The organism is Streptomyces sp. NPDC059003, from assembly GCF_042740445.1.
GTDB lineage: Bacteria > Actinomycetota > Actinomycetes > Streptomycetales > Streptomycetaceae > Streptomyces.
In genome coordinates, this window is the sequence record NZ_JBHYJH010000054.1 from 1 (window position 1) to 17,466 (window position 17,466).

At 73.2% G+C, this 17,466-nt stretch carries 18 protein-coding genes; 10 read left to right on the forward strand and 8 right to left on the reverse strand.

Going from position 1 to position 17,466, the window contains the following annotated elements; genetic code table 11:
- Positions 1 to 162: 162 nt before the first annotated feature.
- Positions 163 to 408: a DUF2630 family protein gene (locus ACFWZ5_RS20155; protein ID WP_384802007.1), complete on the forward strand. Its 246-nt coding sequence runs from the start codon at positions 163 to 165 to the stop codon at positions 406 to 408.
- A gap of 733 nt (positions 409 to 1,141) precedes the next feature.
- Here the strand turns inward: ACFWZ5_RS20155 and ACFWZ5_RS20160 are convergent.
- From ACFWZ5_RS20160 to ACFWZ5_RS20175, 4 genes are all read right to left on the reverse strand, one after another.
- The gene (locus ACFWZ5_RS20160) at positions 1,142 to 1,864 is read right to left on the reverse strand and encodes an HAD family hydrolase (RefSeq protein ID WP_384794341.1); all 723 of its coding nucleotides are present in this window, start codon (positions 1,862 to 1,864) and stop codon (positions 1,142 to 1,144) included.
- A gap of 33 nt (positions 1,865 to 1,897) precedes the next feature.
- On the reverse strand, positions 1,898 to 2,614 hold the full coding sequence (locus tag ACFWZ5_RS20165) for a phosphatase PAP2 family protein (protein ID WP_384794344.1): 717 nt from the start codon (positions 2,612 to 2,614) through the stop codon (positions 1,898 to 1,900).
- A 33-nt stretch (positions 2,615 to 2,647) separates the two neighbouring features.
- On the reverse strand, positions 2,648 to 3,580 hold the full coding sequence (locus ACFWZ5_RS20170) for a M56 family metallopeptidase (RefSeq protein ID WP_384794347.1): 933 nt from the start codon (positions 3,578 to 3,580) through the stop codon (positions 2,648 to 2,650).
- Between the two features lie 127 nt (positions 3,581 to 3,707).
- Positions 3,708 to 4,259 (reverse strand): DUF5134 domain-containing protein, encoded by a 552-nt coding sequence (locus ACFWZ5_RS20175; protein WP_384794350.1) that lies wholly within the window; start codon positions 4,257 to 4,259, stop codon positions 3,708 to 3,710.
- A gap of 176 nt (positions 4,260 to 4,435) precedes the next feature.
- Here ACFWZ5_RS20175 and ACFWZ5_RS20180 point away from each other — a divergent pair, with 176 nt between their 5' ends.
- Together ACFWZ5_RS20180 and ACFWZ5_RS20185 are read left to right on the forward strand one after the other, a co-directional pair.
- The gene (locus ACFWZ5_RS20180; RefSeq protein ID WP_384794438.1) at positions 4,436 to 6,103 is read left to right on the forward strand and encodes an FUSC family protein; all 1,668 of its coding nucleotides are present in this window, start codon (positions 4,436 to 4,438) and stop codon (positions 6,101 to 6,103) included.
- A 45-nt stretch (positions 6,104 to 6,148) separates the two neighbouring features.
- Positions 6,149 to 6,679 carry a MarR family winged helix-turn-helix transcriptional regulator gene (locus ACFWZ5_RS20185; RefSeq protein ID WP_384794353.1) on the forward strand — a complete coding sequence of 177 codons (531 nt, stop codon included), beginning with the start codon at positions 6,149 to 6,151 and terminating at the stop codon, positions 6,677 to 6,679.
- A 13-nt stretch (positions 6,680 to 6,692) separates the two neighbouring features.
- Here the strand turns inward: ACFWZ5_RS20185 and ACFWZ5_RS20190 are convergent, their stop codons facing one another.
- Complete coding sequence (locus tag ACFWZ5_RS20190) at positions 6,693 to 7,088, reverse strand: VOC family protein (protein ID WP_384794356.1); 396 nt, start codon at positions 7,086 to 7,088, stop codon at positions 6,693 to 6,695.
- A gap of 143 nt (positions 7,089 to 7,231) precedes the next feature.
- On the opposite strand from ACFWZ5_RS20190, the gene ACFWZ5_RS20195 reads away from it, so the two are divergent.
- Positions 7,232 to 7,780: a GNAT family N-acetyltransferase gene (locus ACFWZ5_RS20195; protein ID WP_384794359.1), complete on the forward strand. Its 549-nt coding sequence runs from the start codon at positions 7,232 to 7,234 to the stop codon at positions 7,778 to 7,780.
- Between the two features lie 30 nt (positions 7,781 to 7,810).
- Here the strand turns inward: ACFWZ5_RS20195 and ACFWZ5_RS20200 are convergent, their stop codons facing one another.
- The 3 genes from ACFWZ5_RS20200 to ACFWZ5_RS20210 all read right to left on the reverse strand — a co-directional run bounded on the left by ACFWZ5_RS20200 (position 7,811) and on the right by ACFWZ5_RS20210 (position 9,586).
- On the reverse strand, positions 7,811 to 8,494 hold the full coding sequence (locus ACFWZ5_RS20200) for a glycerophosphodiester phosphodiesterase (RefSeq protein ID WP_384794362.1): 684 nt from the start codon (positions 8,492 to 8,494) through the stop codon (positions 7,811 to 7,813).
- Positions 8,495 to 8,568: 74 nt separating this feature from the next.
- A complete protein-coding gene (locus tag ACFWZ5_RS20205) occupies positions 8,569 to 8,694 on the reverse strand; it encodes a hypothetical protein (protein ID WP_384794365.1) in 126 nt (41 codons plus the stop codon).
- Between the two features lie 139 nt (positions 8,695 to 8,833).
- The gene (locus ACFWZ5_RS20210) at positions 8,834 to 9,586 is read right to left on the reverse strand and encodes a lysophospholipid acyltransferase family protein (protein ID WP_384794369.1); all 753 of its coding nucleotides are present in this window, start codon (positions 9,584 to 9,586) and stop codon (positions 8,834 to 8,836) included.
- 569 nt (positions 9,587 to 10,155) lie between these two features.
- On the opposite strand from ACFWZ5_RS20210, the gene ACFWZ5_RS20215 reads away from it, so the two are divergent.
- The 6 genes from ACFWZ5_RS20215 to ACFWZ5_RS20240 all read left to right on the forward strand — a co-directional run bounded on the left by ACFWZ5_RS20215 (position 10,156) and on the right by ACFWZ5_RS20240 (position 17,386).
- Entirely contained in the window at positions 10,156 to 11,559 is a 1,404-nt protein-coding gene (locus ACFWZ5_RS20215) for a DUF6421 family protein (RefSeq protein ID WP_384794372.1), read from the forward strand.
- A gap of 38 nt (positions 11,560 to 11,597) precedes the next feature.
- Positions 11,598 to 12,338, forward strand: coding sequence for an SDR family NAD(P)-dependent oxidoreductase (locus tag ACFWZ5_RS20220; protein WP_384794375.1), 741 nt, complete (start codon positions 11,598 to 11,600; stop codon positions 12,336 to 12,338).
- Positions 12,335 to 13,405 (forward strand): threonine aldolase family protein, encoded by a 1,071-nt coding sequence (locus ACFWZ5_RS20225; protein WP_384794378.1) that lies wholly within the window; start codon positions 12,335 to 12,337, stop codon positions 13,403 to 13,405. Before ACFWZ5_RS20220 ends, ACFWZ5_RS20225 begins: the two co-directional genes overlap by 4 nt.
- A 106-nt stretch (positions 13,406 to 13,511) precedes the next feature.
- Complete coding sequence (locus ACFWZ5_RS20230) at positions 13,512 to 14,105, forward strand: transglutaminase domain-containing protein (protein WP_384794381.1); 594 nt, start codon at positions 13,512 to 13,514, stop codon at positions 14,103 to 14,105.
- 258 nt (positions 14,106 to 14,363) lie between these two features.
- Positions 14,364 to 16,610, forward strand: coding sequence for a glycoside hydrolase family 95-like protein (locus ACFWZ5_RS20235; protein WP_384794384.1), 2,247 nt, complete (start codon positions 14,364 to 14,366; stop codon positions 16,608 to 16,610).
- A gap of 89 nt (positions 16,611 to 16,699) precedes the next feature.
- Entirely contained in the window at positions 16,700 to 17,386 is a 687-nt protein-coding gene (locus ACFWZ5_RS20240) for a B3/4 domain-containing protein (protein WP_384794387.1), read from the forward strand.
- Positions 17,387 to 17,466 lie beyond the last annotated feature (80 nt).

Genomic DNA, 17,466 nt, shown 5'->3' on the forward strand with positions numbered 1-17,466 from the left:
CCCGGCCCTGGCCGACATGGGCCGGTGCGGCCTGGGGCAGGCAACACCGCGGGGGAGTGTTGCCTGCCCACGGGTCCGTGGATCCTGCCGCCACATCGTTCTCCTCGCCGATCCGGCGCGCCCTCCTTAGAGTGGGCCAAGGGGCCGAGGAGGCGCTTGGACATGGACCAACAGCAGATTCTGGCGCGGATCACGGAGATGGTCGACGCCGAGAAGACCCTGCGGGAATCGCTCGCGTCAGGGGCGATCGACGAGGCGACGGAGCGGGCCCGGCTCGGCGATCTGGAGCGCGAGCTCGACCAGTGCTGGGACCTGCTGCGCAGGCGGCGGGCCAAGGCGGAGTTCGGGGGTGACCCGGACAGTGTGCGGGTGCGGTCGGCTGCGCAGGTCGAGAGCTACGAGTCCTGAACGCTCAGGGGGCGGAACGGGGCCTGGGGCGCCCCCCGGCTCGCCGCCAGGGCTTCTCCCCCACCCACCCGCCCTTCCCTGGAGCCGCGGCCCCAGCCCCCGCACCCGTCTGGGGCTGCGCCCCTCTCCCCTGATCGCCGCTCCGCACCTCGCCCTCAAACGCCGGGCGGGCTGGAAAACCCCACCCACCCGCCCTTCCCGGTGTTCGCGGCCCCGGCCCCCGCGTACGGCTGGGGCTGCGCCCCTTTCCCCCGCTCATCGGCGCTCCGCGCCTCGCCCTCAAACGCCGGGCGGGCTGGAAAACCCCACCCGCCCGCCCTTCTCCGGGCCTCGCCGTATCCGGCCACCCGCTGTGCTGCGCGCTCGTCCTTCCCCGGAGCTAACGCCCCGGCCCCCACCACACCAGACCGCCGCGCCGCGCTGCGCGCTCGCTCCCGGTACCGCCCTCCCGGCCCCCGCACCACCCGACCGCCCCGCCACGCGCTTGCTCCCGCCCCCAGCCCTCGCCGCATCCGGCCGCCGTGCGTCGCTGAGTCGGCTTCGCGCTGTGCGCTCGCTTGCTCCCGCCCACCTGCCCCCTCCCGGGGCGGGTGGGCGGGGGATATTCAGCCCGTCCGGCGTTTGAGGACGAGCCGCGGAGCGGCGATGAAGGGGGAAAGGGGCGGAGCCCCATACGAGTGAGGGCGGGTGGGTGGGGGAGGACTAGCCTGCCCGGCGTTTGAGGGGGAGGGCGTCAGGCCGGTTCCGGGGGGTGGGGGAGGCCGTCCAGGAGGTTCAGGATCGGGCGGAGCCCGGCGGGGCGCCGTTCCACCGGCAGGTGGTCCACGAAGTGCACCGCGCAGCCGAGAGCCGCGGCACCCCCATCCGCAACCCGGTCGTCCCCGACCATCACCGCGTCCTCCGGCGCAACGGCAAGCGCCTCACACGCACACGCGAAGAGCCGCACGTCCGGCTTCTGCACACCGTGCTCGAACGACAGGGCGTACGCGTCCACGAACGGGTCAAGACCGTGCTCCCGGAAGACGGGCCGCGGATCCCACCCGATGTTGCTCACCACACCGACCCGCACCCCGCGCGCCCGCAACCCGCTCAGGACGTCGAGAGCGTCACCGTAGGGACGCCAGGCCTCCGGCAGCCGATGGCGCTCGTACAGCACGTCGTACAGGCCCGGGTCGGGCAGCGGCACCGTCCGGGCCAGACCCGTGTACGCGGCCCGGTGCAGCTCGGCACTGCGGTCCCGCTGCCCCCACACCTCGACGAGGTGCGCGGGCACGTCCACGCTCGGCGTCCCGCCCGGCAGCGCCCCCGCCCGCTCCAGCGCGTCCGCGAGCCGCGCCTCCTCGTCCGGCGGCACCACCGTCCCGCGCGCGACGAGCGCGGCCCGCAGCCACGAGGCGGTGGACTCGATGCGGAACAGCGTCCCGGAGAAGTCGAACAACACGCCTTTGATCGCCATGCCGGTGATCCTCCGGGACCGTCCGACGAGGGGTCAAGCGGGCCCGCCCGCCCCCGTCCGGGCGCCCTGGGGGAGGGCCCGGGCCCGGTCCGGCCCGCGGCGCTCGTACACGGCGATCGCCGCCGTCACCACCAGCGCGCCGAGGAGCCAGCCGCCGACGACGTCCGACGACCAGTGCACGCCGAGCCACACCCGGGTCAGGCCCACGCCGACGACGGACACGACGGCCACCGCGAGCCCGAGCCGCCACACCAGTGCCCCCACCGCGTACACCCGCAGCAGCCACAGCAGCAGCCCGCACACCACCGTCGCCGTCATGGCGTGCCCCGACGGGAACGCCGCGTAGTGCGCCGAGTCCACCGGGTCCGGCCACACCGGCCGCTCCCGGCCGACCGCCGCCTTCAGGCCCTGCTGGACCAGCGTGCCCACCAGACAGGTCGCCGCGACGCACAGCGCGAGCCACCAGGCGCGCTGCGCCGCGAGCCACAGCACGACGACGGTGCACAGGGCGCGCATGGTCCACGGGTCCCACACCCAGTCCGTCAGGACGCGCGCGGTGTCGGTGACGTCCCGGTGCGCCACCGCCCAGCGGTGCGTGGTCCGGGCGATGTCGTCGTCCAGGGAGAGCAGCGGCTGCCATTCGGCGGACACCAGGACGAGGAGGAGCAGCGTCGGCAGGGCGAGCAGAACGGTGCCGCGCGGGGCACGGGAGGGAGTGGGGGAGGTCGCTGGGGGCGGCGCGGAGTCCATGGGGTGATCCTGGCCGATGGGCGCGTAGGACGCCTAACCGAGTGCCCGGAGCGCGGGCACGAACGCCACCAGGAGCGGTACGACCGGCACCAGGGCCGCGGCCGCGGTGAGCCTGAGGCGGCGTCCCGCGGTGAGCCGGGGGCGGGCGGCGAGCAGCCGGTGCACGCGCTGCGGGACCTGCGCATGCTGGGTCGGGCAGGGCCCGAACACGCCCTGGTCCTCGTTGAGTTCGACGAGGGCGAGCGCGATGGTCAGGCGCCCGAAGCGGCGCGAGGCCACGTCGTCGGCGGCCAGCTCCACGAGCCGGTGCATCTCGTCGCGGAACGCGGCGAACACCGGCACCTGCGGGAACCCGGCGGCGAGCGCGCCCGAGCAGTGCAGGAGCCAGTCGTGCCGTGCCTGCGCGTGGCCCTGCTCGTGGGCGAGCACCGCATCGAGCTGACGGCCCTTCAGGCGGCGCAACGCGGCGGTGGTGATGACCAGTTGGGGCGCCGTGCCCGGCAGCCACCAGGCGTCGGGCCGCTCGCCCTCAAGGATGACGAGCCGGTCGGCGCCGGCCTCCTCGCCGGGCAACTGCGGGGCCCGCACGACGAGTTCGGCCCGTCGCCGGGTGCGCCGGAGCCGCGCCCGCGCGATCTCCCGCGTGAGCATCACGGCGGTCCATACGCCTCCGCAGGCGAGTGCCACCGCGGTCACGGTCGCCCACGGCGTCGGCCCGAGCGCGTACGCCTCGACGACGTCCTGCGGCGCGGGCGCGAACAGATGCCCCCGCACGGCCTGCCAGGCGGCCGCCGCGCTGAACGTCATCGACAGTGCGCAGCACAGCAGGACCGCGGCCACGACGCACTGCCACACCCACAGCGCGACCACCGGTTCGCGCTCCGGCCAGTCCGTCCGCGCGAGCATCCGGGGCGCGGCGACGGCGGTCAGCGCGCCCAGTAGCAACAGCGCGACGGGGACCATCATGGGTCAACCCTATGAGGGGCGTGCTGCCAGAGGGTATGGGCAGCCGTCGGGAAGTGACGCACGCCACGGTTGAGGGTGTGCTCGCGGGGTCAGGAGTGACGTGCTCACGGCGTCAGGGGTGATGCGCTCACAGCGTCAGGAGCATCGCGATCATCGCCATGCTCATCGCGAGGCGGCACACGAGCGCGAGCTCCGGCCGGTCCGCCCAGTGCACCACCCCGGTCTCCGGGGCCACCACCGCGCCCACCGGGGCGAGTCGCGCGCCCGACGCGAGGACGTGCGCGGTGAAGTAGAGGAGCAGGGCGCCGGTGAGTGCCGGGACGCCCGCGCCGCCGTGACCGGCGCCGGGGGTGACCGCCATCGCCCCGGACATGTAGACCATCGCCACGGCGCCCACCAGGTGGTGGGCGTGGTCGTGGTGCGGGCGGCGCCGCACCGCCCACGCCGCGCGCAGCCCGGCGGCGGCGAACACCGCCACGTACGCGACCAGGACACCGGGCGGCGACGAGAGCGCGACGCCGGGGACGGCCATCAGCGCCATGCCGAACCCCATCAGCGCCTCGCCGCCCGCCGTGCGGCGCTGCTCCTCGACGTGGCTGCGCATCCGCAGCAGGCAGTAGGCGCCGCTCGCCGCGCAGAGCGCCACGAGCAGCCAGCTCGCCGAACCGGGTCCGTGCACCGGGCACCTCCTCGACCGACGCCACCCCGGTTCGATGCCCGCACCCGGGGCGGCGTACGGGAGCGCACGGATGTACGGAGGGAGCACGGGAGGGGCGTGCAGGGGGCGTGCCAGGGGGGGGCGCGGTCATTTATTTTCTAGGTAAAACACTTGCTAATCTTCTCGGTATGATCGGTATGCGCAGAACGCCGCCCCGGCGCCGTCCCTCACTCCGCGCCCACGTCCGCCGGCTCCCGCTGGCCGGCGTGCTGCGCCTCGGCAAGCCGTCCGACATCTGGTTCAAGCCCGCGCTGAGCGTCGTCGTCGCCACCGCGGTCCCGAACCTGACGCTGCTCGCGCTCGACCGCCTCGACCTCGTCCTCTACACGATGGCGGGCTCGTTCTGCGCCCTGTACGCCCATCAACTCCCGTACGCCGCACGGGCCCGCGCCCTCGCCTGGGTCGTCGCCGGGATGACCGCGAGCATGGCCGTCGCCCTGACCGCCGCCGCGCTCGCGCCGTCCGCGGTGGTCCTCGTGGCCGTCGGCGCGCTGCTCGCCGCCGTGCAGAAGGCGCTGTGCGACGCCACCCGCATCGGCCCGCCCGGGCATCTGATCTTCACCTTCGTCAGCTCGGCGGCCCTGTTCGCGCCGCAGGACGTCCAGCGCGTCCCCGGCCACCTCGCCTTGGCGCTCGGCGCGGGGGCCACCGCCTGGCTCGTCGGCATGGCGCCCGCGGCGCTGCGCCCGCACGGCCCCGAGCGCCGCGCCACGGCCCGCGCCCTGCGCGCCGCCGCCGCGTACGCCGACGCCCACGCGGCCGGTCACAACACGGCCGGGCACGCGGCCGGGCCCCACCAGGAGCGCGCCCGGGCCGCCGCGGCCGACGCCGTGCACGCCGCCTGGCAGTCCCTGCACGCCACCCGCCCCGACGCGACCCGCGCGGCCCTGAGCGCCCTCGCCGCGACCGCCGAGCGGGCCCTCGCCGCCCCGGCCGCAGCCGACCCCGGGCACCTGCGCGCAGCGGCCGACGCGCTGCGCGGCACCGGCGCCGTGCCGCACCCCGAAGCCGTACCCCCGTTCGGCCCGCTCCCTGCCGAGCGCGCGGAAGCGGCCGAGTCCGCCGTACCCGTGTGGCGCCGCCTCGGTCCCGGTTCCCCGCTGCTGCCCGTCGCCCTGCGCACCGCCGTCGGTTGCGCGCTCGCCGGATACGCCTCGCTCGCCCTCGGCGTGGGCCGCCCCTACTGGGCGCTCGTCACGGCCGCCTCGCTCTACCAGGCCAACGTCACGCTCACCTGGAGCCGGGGCGTGCAGCGCGTGGTCGGCAACGTCATCGGCGTCGTGGCCTTCGCCGCCATCGCGCCCCTGGCCCATCTGAACCACGCGTCGCTGATCGTGGCCGGGCTCCTGCTCGCCTTCGGCGCGGAGGCCCTGATGTCCCGCAACTACTGGCTCGGCAGCGTGTGCGTGACGCCGATGGCGCTGCTCGTGACGGAGTTCGTCCGCTTCCAGGACCCGGCCGCGCTGATCGCCGACCGCGTCGTGGACACCCTCGTCGGCGCGCTGTGCGGCCTGGTCGCCGCCGTCGCCGTCACCAACCGGCGCGCCGCCGACCGCATCGAGCACGCCATCGCGGCGGCGGACCGCGCCCGCGCCCACGCCGAGCAGGCCCTCACGGGCCCCGCCCCCGAACTGCCCCGGGCCCGCCGCCGCCTCACCGCGAGCCTCGTCGACCTGCGCGCCGCCCACGACACCGCGGCGGGCGAGTGGTGGCAGCGCGAGCTGCCCGCCCAGCGGGTGGCCGTCACCGAGCGCGCAGGACACCGTACGCTCGCGGCGACGGTACGTGGTGCCGCGCGGCCCTGACGGGCCGGGTGGCCAGGGACGCGGCATGACGAGTGGGGCGCGAGGATGAGCAGTGGGTACGGCCGGACGGCGGCGGAGGACACCGTGGCCGCGGTGGTCCGGCAGTGGCGGCAGGCGCGCCCTGACATCGACACCGCGCCGATGGAGATCATCGGCCGCATCAACCGCTGCGCGGCCCTGCTCCAGCAGGCCGAGGACGCGCCGCTGCGCAGGGCGGGCCTGACCCGCCCCGAGTTCGACCTGCTCGCCGCCCTGCGCCGCACCGGCCACGAGCTGACGCCCGGCGAACTGGCCCGCGAGACCTTCTCCTCCGGCGCGGCGGTCACCAAGCGCCTCAAGCTGCTCCAGGAGCGCGAGCTGATCGACCGCCGCCCCGACACCCGGGACCGGCGGGTCACCCACGTCGGCCTCACCGACGCGGGCCGCGAGCTCGTCGACGGCATCCTGCCGGACCAACTGGCGTACGAGACCGGGGTGTTGTCGGGCCTCGCGGGCGACGGCCAGGAGCGGCTCGCGGGCCTCCTCGGCGAACTCCTCGGCCAGCTCGAAGGGCGGCTCGGCGTCCCGCGGGGGTGAGGCGCGCGCCCGGTCAGGGGCGGTAGCGCAGCGGATGGTCCTCGGGCACCTCCACCACCGCGATCCGGATGCCGTCCGGGTCGGCGATCCACATCTCGACCAGGCCCCACGGCTCGGTGACCGGCGGCCGCAGGATCTCGACGCCGCGCGCCGACAGGTCCTCGTACGCGGCCCGCACGTCCGCCACCTGCAGCCACAGCTGCACCGCGGGCGACGGCGGCGAGGCCGCGGCGTCCGCGCGCCCCGAGACCTCCAGGAAGCCGCCGCCCAGGAAGTACACCGTGCCGCGCTCGGGGCCCGTGCCGAACTCGCGGTACACGGCGAGACCCAGGTCATCGCCGTAGAACGCGCGGGCACGCTCCGGGTCCGTGGGGCGGATCAGGACCCTGCTGCTGAGTACATGCACCATGCAGCCGCACCTTAGTGGCGGGTTACGCTCAGCGGTGAGTGCCGCGGCACAGGAGTTCGCAGGTGCCGCCACCGAGCAGTGCCGACCGGCACACGGAAGTACGACAGACACGCGCCAGCACCGGAGATCGGAGACACGCGCCCATGGAGACCGCCCCGTCAAGCACCGGCGACCTGACCTTCCGCGACGCCACCGCGGCCGACGTCGACGCCCTGGTCGCCCTCATCGAGTCGGCGTACCGCGGGGACGACAGCCGCGCCGGGTGGACGACGGAGGCCGACATCCTTCAGGGGCAGCGCACCGACCCCCAGGGCGTCACGGCGGTCATCGACGCGCCGAACAGCAAGCTGCTCACCGTGGAGCGCGACGGCCGGATCGTCGCCTGCTGCCAGCTCGAACACCGCGGGGACCACGTCTACTTCGGGATGTTCGCCGTCAGCCCGGCGCTCCAGGGCGCGGGCCTCGGCAAGGTGATCATGGAGCGGGCGGAGCGGGCGGCCCGCGAGACCTGGGGCGTGCGCGAGATGCACATGACCGTGATCTCCGTACGCGAGGAGCTCATCGCCTGGTACGAGCGGCGCGGCTACCGCCGTACGGGAAAGCTGAGCCCCTTCCCGTACGGCGACGAGCGCTTCGGCATTCCGCAGCGCGACGACCTGGCGTTCGAGCTCCTGGTCAAGGAGATCGGCTGAAGCGGCCGGTACGGGGTCCGGCGCGGCGGCTCAGGCGGTGAAGCGGCCCGTCCGCTTGATGTCCGGGTAGTCCGTGGTCGCGCCGTCCAGCTGGAGCGCGCGCACCAGCCGCAGGTCGTCCTGGGTGTTCACGACCCAGCCGATGACCTTCAGGTCGGCCTTGCGCGCGTGCTCCACGATCTCCTGCGTCAGGCGGCGGATGTTCAGTACGAGCGTGGTGGCGCCGACCGCGGTGGCGCGCTCCACGACGTCCTTGCCGTAGCGGCTCGCGACCAGGGCCGTGCGCACGCCCGGGACGAGCCGGGAGATCTCGGCGATCGCCTCGTCGTGGAACGAGAGCACCTCGACCCGTCCCACCAGGTCGCGGGCGTGCATGACGTCGGCGAGCGCCCGCGCGGCCGCCACGTCCTTGATCTCGGCCTGCAGCGGCGCCTGCACCGCGTCCAGGACCTCTTCGAAGACCGGGACGCGCTCGCCCTGGCCCGCGTCGAGCCCGCGCAGCTCCGCGAGCGTCAGCTCGGCGATGGGGCCGGTGCCGTCCGTGGTGCGGCCCACGTCGGAGTCGTGCATGACGACGAGGGCTCCGTCCTTGCTGAGATGGAGGTCGAGTTCGATGATGTCCAGGCCCGCGGCCTGGGCAGCGACGAACGAACGCAGGGTGTTCTCGGGCTCGACACCCATGACACCGCGATGACCGATGGTGAGGAAGTTCAAGGTTCACTCGCTTCCGTCGACGGCGGCTCGGCTCCGCGCGGCTCGGCGGCTCTGACCACGCGGCAGGCCGCAGCCTAATCGCCCGCCTCGACGATGGGACCGTCCCTGCGCGGGGGAGTGGACTCGTCCGGTCTGGTGCCCACGATGCCCAGGATCAGTCCGGTGATGAGGGCTGCGACAAGTACGGCACGGGTGCTCAACGGTTCGCTGCTCCCTCGGGCGGGGACGGCTGACCCGGCCCGTCCTACCGCCGCGGCCCGCGTGATCGCGAGCGCTCTCACCCCTGGGTGGGCGCGTCGCCCGCGGGTTGACCCGCGGGCTCCCGACCCCCCGCCGGCGTTACGCCGCGCGGTCGGCGAGGGTGTGCGTCCGGTCCTGTTCCCGGGCCCCGGCCCGGGCCTGTCCCTGGGCCTCCGCCTGCGCCTCCGCCTTGGCTTCCGTCGCGTACCGGTCGACGTACTCCTGGCCCGAGAGGTCCAGGATCGCGTACATGATCTCGTCGGTGACGGCCCGCAGCGCCGCCCGGCGGTCCGCCATGCCCGCGTACCGGGAGAAGTCGAGGGGCTCGCCGAAGCGGAGGGTGATCGGCACGATGCTCGGCACCCGGCGGCCCGCGGGCTGGGCCTCGAACGTGCCGATCATCGCGCACGGCACCACCGGCGCGCCCGTGCGCAGCGCCATGGCCGCGACGCCGACCCTGCCCTTGTACAGCCGGCCGTCGTGCGAGCGCGTTCCTTCCGGGAAGATGCCGAGCAGCCCGCCCCTGCGGAGGACGGCCACGCCCGCGTCGACCGCGGCCTGCCCCGCGCCGCCGCCCGACCGGTCCACCGGGATCGTCTCGATGCCCCGGAAGAACGCCGCGGCGAGCCGCCCCCTGAGGCCCTTGCCCTGGAAGTACTCGATCTTGGCGAGGAAGTGGATGCGCCGCTTCAGGGTCACCCCGAGCAGGAACTGGTCGCAGAACGACTGGTGGTTGCCCGCGACGATCGCCCCGCCCCGGGCGGGGACGTGCTCGAGCCCCTCGATCCGCGGCCGGAACAGCCACCTCAGCAGCGGCACCAGGACGACGCACTTGAACAAGGGATAGAACATGCCCGTGACCCCCTCCTCACTCCTCGACTGCCCCCGCGCCGTGGCACGCTAGCCGCCTTTTGGGGCCGGTGGGAGAAGGCGAATCGCGCCAGCGGAAACCGGCGGGAGCCGCGGCCTTCCGAACAATTGTGGCGGTGAAATGTTGGAGCCCGTATCGATGCCTGCGGAGCAAGCGGTAGGTCTCTGACCTGGGGTGATGTGAGAGCCCTCCGGATAGTTTACGGAACTCCCTATTTCCTCGTGAGCTCCTCGTGGCTTCATTCGGTGCGCGTCAAGACCCTTTTTCCGGAAGGGATTTACGTGTTCGGAACATGGGGTGTGGCTGTTCTTCTCGCCTCACCCCGGGTCCGACGGGCCGGGGGTGCCCGCGCCCCCCCCGCGTGCGCCCCGAGCCCAGGCCCGCGCCGCACGGGAAACCATGGGAGAAGGGGCCGCCCTGGCGGTGTGGGACAGGAAAAACAGCGGCCTGGCGAGGGCTGGGCAGGATAATTTCCCGGGCCCCTCTTGTCCCGGAGAACCGCGCGCACATACGGTGTCCATACGCGAGGTTCTCCCGTGGAGGATGGGTTATGACGGAAATTCTTGTGCACGCGGCGGTGGACAGCTCGGACGCTGCCCGTGACGGACGAGTGGTGGACCACCCGGCCTGGCCGGTGCTCAAGGGTGCCGTCGAGGAGATCAGGCCCTGGCAGTCCAAGGACGGCTCGATCGACTTCGAGCGCGAGGGCGCCCCGTCGCGGGCCACGGCCGCGCAGGCCGTGGGCCGCGTGATGGACGCCGTCAAGGACCTCGCCCCGCTGCTCCCGCACGACGCCGCGTACCTCGACGCCCTGGCGGCCGACCTGCGCCGCTGGGCGGAGGACGGCTTCCAGGTGCCGGACTTCCTCGACTCGCTGCTCGCCTTCCAGCCCGCGGCCCGGCGCGAGGACGGCCTGCAGCACCTCGTCGTCTTCCCCATGTACACGCAGAACGGCAACCCGGACCGCAACTTCGAAGCGGTCGTGCTGCGCATGGTGTGGCCCGACTGGCTCGCCGAGCTCGAGCGCACGCGCTACGACAACCCGCTGTTCTGCGGCATCACCTTCGAGGACTTCACCGCCGGGTACGACACGAACTCGGCGGTCCTCTTCCCCGAGACCATCGCCGTGCGCGAGGCCCCCGAGCGGTTCAGCTGGGGCGGCATCTTCTGCGACCGCGAGGCCGCCCGCTTCCGCCGCGTCACCGAGGCCGCCGTCGACATCCTCGGCATCGAACTGCCCGCCGACGTCCGCGCGCTCGTCGACGACCAGGCCCGCTGCCAGGAGGCGTTCGTGCTGTGGGACATGGTCCACGACCGCACCCACAGCCACGGCGACCTGCCGTTCGACCCGTTCATGATCAAGCAGCGGCAGCCGTTCTGGATGTACGGCCTCGAAGAGCTGCGGTGCGACCTGACGGCCTTCAAGGAGGCCGTGAAGCTGGAGGCCGACGGCGTCCCGCAGGCCCGCGACGTGCAGTACGCGGTGCTCTTCGACCGGATGTTCCGCTTCCCGGTCACCGGCGAGCGGGTCCGCAACTACGACGGCCTCGGCGGCCAGCTGCTCTTCGCGTATCTGCACAAGCACGACGTGATCCGCTGGACCGACAACAAACTGAAGATCGACTGGCAGCGCGCGCCGCAGCTCACCAACCAGCTGTGCGCCGAGATCGAGAAGCTGTACCGCGACGGCATCGACCGCCCGAAGCTGGTGCACTGGCTCGCCGGGTACGAGCTGGTCTCGTCCTACCTCTCCCCGCACCCCGGCTCGCGCTGGGCCAAGGGCCCGGACGCCCTCGACACGTCGCTGCCGCCGCGGAAACTGGTGGACGAGGTGCTTCCGGACGAATTTCCGCTCAGCATGTTCTATGAGGCGCTCTCGAAGAAGCTGAAGCACGTGATCGCCTCCACGAAGGGGATCACCGCGGACTCGGGCGTCGCGAAGGCCGCCGCATGAGCGACGGCACCAAGGGGAGCAACAAGGAGGCGAGGACCATGTCCGCACTCGACGGAGCCGTGGTGGCGGTCGCAGGGGCCGCGGGCCCCGCTGGGCGCGCCACGCTGCTCAGGCTCGCGGAGGCCGGCGCGACGGTGGTCGCGGCCGACGCCGACGCCGCGCGCCTCGCGGAGGCCGTGGACGCGGCGCGCTACGCCCACGGCGGCGCCACCGTCACCGGCGACACGGTCGACCTCCTCGACCTCGACGCCACCCGCGCCTGGGCCGACCGCACGGAGAAGGAGTTCGGCCGCGTCGACGGCCTCGTGCACCTCGTCGGCGGCTGGCGCGGCAGCGCGTCCTTCGCCGAGACCGACCTCGGTGACTGGGAGCTCCTGGAGAAGCTCCTGATCCGCACCGTGCAGCACACCTCGCTCGCCTTCGAGGCCGGGCTCAACCGCAGCGCCAACGGCCGCTATCTGCTGATCAGTGCCGCGGGCGCGGCCAAGCCCACCGCGGGCAACGCGGCGTACGCGGCCTCCAAGGCGGCGGCCGAGGCCTGGACGCTCGCGCTCGGGGACGCCTTCCGCAAGGCCGGGGGCGAGGCGGGACCGCAGTCGGCGGCTGCGATCCTGGTGGTGAAGGCGCTGGTCCACGACGCGATGCGCGCGGAGCGGCCCAGCGCGAAGTTCGCGGGCTTCACCGACGTCAAGGAGCTGGCCGAGGCCATCGCCGGAGTGTGGGAGCGGCCCGCATCGGAAGTGAACGGAAAGCGCCTGTGGCTGACCGAGAAGCCGTGAACCCTCCGAAGACCGACGCCAAGCGGCATCACGACCCCGGCGTCCGCGGCTTCGCGAGCGACAACTACGCCGGAGCGCACCCGGAGGTCCTCGCCGCGCTCGCCCTCGCCAACGGCGGCCACCAGGTCGCCTACGGCGAGGACGAGTACACCGAGCACCTCCAGCGGGTGATCCGCGGCCACTTCGGCGCGAGCGCCGAGGCCTTCCCGGTCTTCAACGGCACCGGCGCGAACGTCGTCGCCCTGCAGGCGGTCACCGACCGCTGGGGCGCGGTGATCTGCGCGGAGAGCGCGCACATCCACGTCGACGAGGGCGGCGCCCCGGAGCGGATGGGCGGCCTGAAGCTTCTGACCGTGCCGACCCCCGACGGCAAGCTCACCCCTGAGCTGATTGACCGTCAGGCGTTCGGCTGGGAGGACGAGCACCGGGCGATGCCGCAGGTCGTCTCGCTCGCGCAGAACTCCGAGCTGGGCACCGTCTACACGGTGGACGAGATACGCGCGATAGTCGACCACGCCCACGGGCACGGGATGCTGGTGCACCTGGACGGCGCGCGCCTCGCGAACGCGGCGGCCTCCCTCGACGTGCCGATGCGGGCGTTCACCAACGCGCTCGGCGTCGACATCCTCTCGCTCGGCGGCACGAAGAACGGCGCGGTGTTCGGTGAGCTCGTCATCGTCCTCAACCACGACGCCGTGCGCCACATGAAGCATCTGCGCAAGCTGTCCATGCAGCTGGCCTCCAAGATGCGGTTCGTGTCGGTGCAGTTCGAGGCGCTGCTGGCCAAGGACCTGTGGCTCCGTAACGCCCGGCACGCCAACGAGATGGCCCAGCGCCTCGCCGAGGGCGTCCGCGCGGTGCACGGCGTGGAGATCCTGTACCAGGTGCAGGCCAACGCCGTCTTCGCGCGCCTGCCGCACGACGTCAGCGAGCGCCTCCAGAAGCGGTTCCGCTTCTACTTCTGGAACGAGGCGGCCGGCGACGTTCGCTGGATGTGCTCCTTCGACACCACCGAGGACGACGTGGACGCCTTCGTGGCGGCGCTGAAGGAGGAGATGGCGCGCTAGCCGCGCCCATCCCTGGGCGCCGCGGGCATCCCTGGATCCGCATAGGTATGCGGCCGATCGAAAAGTCATTGACTCGCGATCGGCCGCTTTCCTATGCTCGCGCGCCATGCAGCTGATCCAGGAGAACCCCGACCTCTCCGCCTATCTCGCGGCGGACGAGGCCATCGACCACACGCATCCGCTGGTACGGGAGACGGCCGCCCGCCTCGCCAGGGACAGCGCGGACTCCTACGCGTACGCCCGGGCCGCCTTCGAGTGCGTGCGCGACACCGTCCCGCACTCCGCGGACTCCGGGGACATGCGCGTGACCTGGCGCGCCTCCGACGTCCTTGAGCAGGGCACCGGCATCTGTCACGCCAAGGCCCACGCGCTCGCCGCGCTGCTGCGCGCCGAGGACATCCCCACGGCCCTGTGCTACCAGCGCCTCCGCCACGACGACGGCAGCGGGTTCGTCCTGCACGGACTGGTCGCCGTGCGCTTCAATGGCTCCTGGCACCGGCAGGACGCGCGCGGCAACAAGCCGGGTGTCGACGCGCGGTTCTCCCTCGACGGCGAGCGCCTGGCGTTCCCCGTGGACGCGGCGGCCGGAGAGATCGACCATCCGACGCTGTACGCGGCCCCGCACCCGGCGACGCTGCGCGCCCTGCGGGCGGCCCGGGACCGGCCCCACTTGTGGCAGACCCTCCCGGCGGTGCTCTGACCGGCGGTGCTCTGACCCGTACGGCGACGGCGCGCCGCCCTGCTGCTCGCGCTCGGCGGCCGGGCCGGGACCACGCCACGAAACATCGGACGTACAAGATGACGGAGAAGGCGTGTTCGCTCTCAAAGGCCTGATGCGGTCGGGGACTTGAGGAGTCATCGGACCTATTCCTGTCCGATTCCTTGACGCGAACGGGCCGTGCCGCCGATGCTGCCAGTCGTCCGGCGCGGCCCACTCCGTCAGCGGAAAGGCTCACCCATGACCCCGATCTCGCGGCGCGCGTTCGTCGCAGGCACGTCCGGAGCCCTGGTCGCCGCGGGTTCGCCCGTCGCGTGGGGCGGGCCCGCGGCCGCGCGCCGCGACGACGACGCGCACGGCGGACTCCTGCGCGACGCCGCGATGGTGTGGAAGCGGCTGCCCCGCAGCTGGCAGGAGGGCCCGTTCCTGGCCAACGGCTTCCTCGCCGCGCACCTGTACGCCAAGCCCGGCGAGGGCAACGTACTGCGCGTCATGGTCAACCACTCGCACGTACAGGACCAGCGCGGCCAGTGGGAGGCGGCGATCGGCTACTCCCGGCTCGGCGTGGGCTGCTTCACGCTCACCCTCGCCGGGGCCGTCACCGGCGTCGACTGGAAACTGGACCTGGAGAACGCCGAGTTGACCGGCACGGTCACCACCGCGCGGGGCAGCGTCGCGTTCACGGCCCTGATCCTCAGTCAGGCGGACGTGCTCCTGGTGTCGTGGGAGCCGAGCGCCGGCGAGGAGTCGGCGGCCTGGGGCTTCACCGCGCTGCCGTCGCGCACCACCCGCACGACCCGCATCCCGCCCGACTACACGGCCAACCCCGACCCGGCCACGGGCCCCGGCTTCGTCGAGCAGCCGCTGCACGCGGGCGGCGGCTACACCACCGCCTGGCGCGAGGTCCGCTCCGGCACGAAGCGGCTCCTCGCGGCGACCATCGCGTACGGGCACCCGGAGTCGACGGGCCGCGACACGGCCGTACGGACGGTCGAGGAGGCCCTCGACGGCTCACCGGCGGACGCCGTCGCGCGCCACCGCGGCTGGTGGCGCGCCTTCCACCGGCGCAGCTTCGTGTCCGTGCCCGACAAGAAGGTCCAGCGCTTCTACTGGATCCAGCTGTACAAGCTCGCCTGCGCGACCCGCGGCCACGGCCCGGTCACCCCGGTCTTCGGGCCGTGGTTCCCCGAGTCGGGCAACAACTGGACCAGCATCTGGTGGAACACCAACGTCCAGGTGACGTATCCGCTCGCCAACGGCTCCAACCACCGGGAACTCGACGCCGTCACCCCGACGTTCGCCCGGTACCACGAGAACCTGGAGTCCAACATCCAGCCGCGGCTGCGCGACGGCGACACCTACGCGCTGTGCCACCCCGGCGACTGGAAGCTGCGCTCGGGCCCGCGCTACGTGGGCGTCCCCGGCGAGAGTCCCAACGACCACACCGGCAACCTCATCTGGGCCCTGCACAACGCCTGGGTCACCCACCGCCACCACATGGACGACGACGCCCTGCGGCACGTCATCCGCCCGGTCCTCACCAAGGCGGTGCAGTACTACGCCCGCCACCTCACCGAAGGCTCCGACGGCAGGCTGCACCTGCCCGAGACCCGCTCGCCCGAGTACGCCAACGCCGCCGACTGCACGTACGACCTGTCGCTCCTGCGCTGGGGCGTCACCGCCCTCCTGGACTCCGTGCGGCGGCTGCGTCTGCGCGATCCGCACGAGAAGCAGTGGCGCGACATCCGCGACCGCCTCGTCCCGTACCACCGGGGCGAGAACGGCGTCATGATCGGCGCGGGCGTGCCGCTCGCCGACTCGCACCGCCACTACTCGCACCTGCTGTGGCTCTATCCGCTCCAGGAGCGGCTCGACCGGCGCAGCTTCGACCACTGGGCGAGCATGCGGAGCCGCTGGCACGGCTACAGCCACGCCGCGGCCGCCTCCATGGAGACGCTCTTCCACGAGCCCGAGCGCGCCCTGCGCCACCTGCGCTTCTACCTGGACGGGAACGTCACGGACAACTGCGCGCTCACCCCCAACACCATGTACCGCGAGGGCTCCAACTTCGCCCTGGAGAGCCCGATCAGTGCGGCCCAGTCGCTGCTCGACATGCTGACGCAGAGCCACGGGGGAGTGGTCCAGGTCTTCCCCGCCGTGTCGGACACCTGGGGCGACGCCAGTCTGCAGCAGGTGCGTACGCAGGGCGCGTTCCTCGTCGACGCCTCGCGGCGCAAGGGGCGTACGGAGTGGGTGCGCGTACGGAGCGAGGCCGGGGAGCCGCTGCGCCTTCGGCACGGGATCGCCGGGGAGATCGAGGTGCGGGACGAGCGGGGCGGGCCGCTGCCGTACGAGGGGGACGACGTCATCAGCGTGCCGCTGCGGCGGGGGCAGGCCGTCGTGGTGGCGCCGAAGGGCGCGCGGCCGTCGCTGACGCCGAGGGACGTGGCGGGGAACGGGGCGGAGCCCGCGTGGGGGCTGCCGTAGGTCCGGCGTGGGGATAGTTCAGTGCGCTGCACTGGGTGGTGCTATACGCTGTACTTCCATCCGTCGTTTTCCGCGAACCAAGGCAGACCATGACGCTCACCCTCACCGTGTCCGACGAGGTGCGCACGCTCGTACCCGGCTTCACCCACGTCGCCATCGAGGCGTACGGCCTCGTCAACGGCCCCAGCACCGACGGCACGTCGGCCCTGCTCGACGACGCCGCGCGCCGCCTCGCCGCGCGCCTCGACGGCCGCGCCCCGCACGAGGACCCGCACATGGCGGCCTGGCGCGCGGCGTACACCGCCTTCGGCGCCAAGCCCTCGCGCACCCGCAACTCCGCGGAGGCCCTGGCCAAGCGGGCGCTCGCCGACGGCGGGCTGCCGCGGATCAACACCCTGGTCGACGTCTACAACGCGATCAGCGTGGCCCATCTGATCCCCGTCGGCGGCGAGGACCTGGACCGCATCAAGGGCGGTATGCGCCTGGTGCGGGCCACGGGTGACGAGGACTTCGTCACCATGGCGGGCGGTGAGCCGGTCGTCGAGCACCCGGACGCGGGTGAGGTCGTGTGGCGTGACGACGAGGGCGTGACCTGCCGCCGTTGGAACTGGCGGCAGGGGCCGCGTACTCGCCTCACCGAGGCGACGGTGAACGGGGTCTTCCTGTTGGAGGGGATGGGGTCTGAGGCCGGGCTTGAGGCGGCGGGGGCGGAGCTTGCGGAGTTGCTGGAGAAGTTCAGTCCTGGGGGGCGGGTTGTGCTCCACGGAGCCGTTTGACCGCCGGGCTCGGGGGGGGGGGCCCCGCCCCCCCCCCCACCACCCGACACGGAGGGCGCACGACGCCGGGGGTGGAGGGC

Excerpts from the sequence above, each read along its gene's own strand:
- ACFWZ5_RS20155 (WP_384802007.1), top strand. The coding sequence starts at position 163 with ATGGACCAACAGCAGATTCTGGCGCGGATCACGGAGATGGTCGACGCC.
- ACFWZ5_RS20160 (WP_384794341.1), bottom strand. The coding sequence starts at position 1,864 with ATGGCGATCAAAGGCGTGTTGTTCGACTTCTCCGGGACGCTGTTCCGC.
- ACFWZ5_RS20165 (WP_384794344.1), bottom strand. The coding sequence starts at position 2,614 with ATGGACTCCGCGCCGCCCCCAGCGACCTCCCCCACTCCCTCCCGTGCC.
- ACFWZ5_RS20170 (WP_384794347.1), bottom strand. The coding sequence starts at position 3,580 with ATGATGGTCCCCGTCGCGCTGTTGCTACTGGGCGCGCTGACCGCCGTC.
- ACFWZ5_RS20180 (WP_384794438.1), top strand. The coding sequence starts at position 4,436 with ATGCGCAGAACGCCGCCCCGGCGCCGTCCCTCACTCCGCGCCCACGTC.
- ACFWZ5_RS20185 (WP_384794353.1), top strand. The coding sequence starts at position 6,149 with ATGAGCAGTGGGTACGGCCGGACGGCGGCGGAGGACACCGTGGCCGCG.
- ACFWZ5_RS20190 (WP_384794356.1), bottom strand. The coding sequence starts at position 7,088 with ATGGTGCATGTACTCAGCAGCAGGGTCCTGATCCGCCCCACGGACCCG.
- ACFWZ5_RS20195 (WP_384794359.1), top strand. The coding sequence starts at position 7,232 with ATGGAGACCGCCCCGTCAAGCACCGGCGACCTGACCTTCCGCGACGCC.
- ACFWZ5_RS20210 (WP_384794369.1), bottom strand. The coding sequence starts at position 9,586 with ATGTTCTATCCCTTGTTCAAGTGCGTCGTCCTGGTGCCGCTGCTGAGG.
- ACFWZ5_RS20215 (WP_384794372.1), top strand. The coding sequence starts at position 10,156 with ATGACGGAAATTCTTGTGCACGCGGCGGTGGACAGCTCGGACGCTGCC.
- ACFWZ5_RS20220 (WP_384794375.1), top strand. The coding sequence starts at position 11,598 with ATGTCCGCACTCGACGGAGCCGTGGTGGCGGTCGCAGGGGCCGCGGGC.
- ACFWZ5_RS20230 (WP_384794381.1), top strand. The coding sequence starts at position 13,512 with ATGCAGCTGATCCAGGAGAACCCCGACCTCTCCGCCTATCTCGCGGCG.
- ACFWZ5_RS20235 (WP_384794384.1), top strand. The coding sequence starts at position 14,364 with ATGACCCCGATCTCGCGGCGCGCGTTCGTCGCAGGCACGTCCGGAGCC.
- ACFWZ5_RS20240 (WP_384794387.1), top strand. The coding sequence starts at position 16,700 with ATGACGCTCACCCTCACCGTGTCCGACGAGGTGCGCACGCTCGTACCC.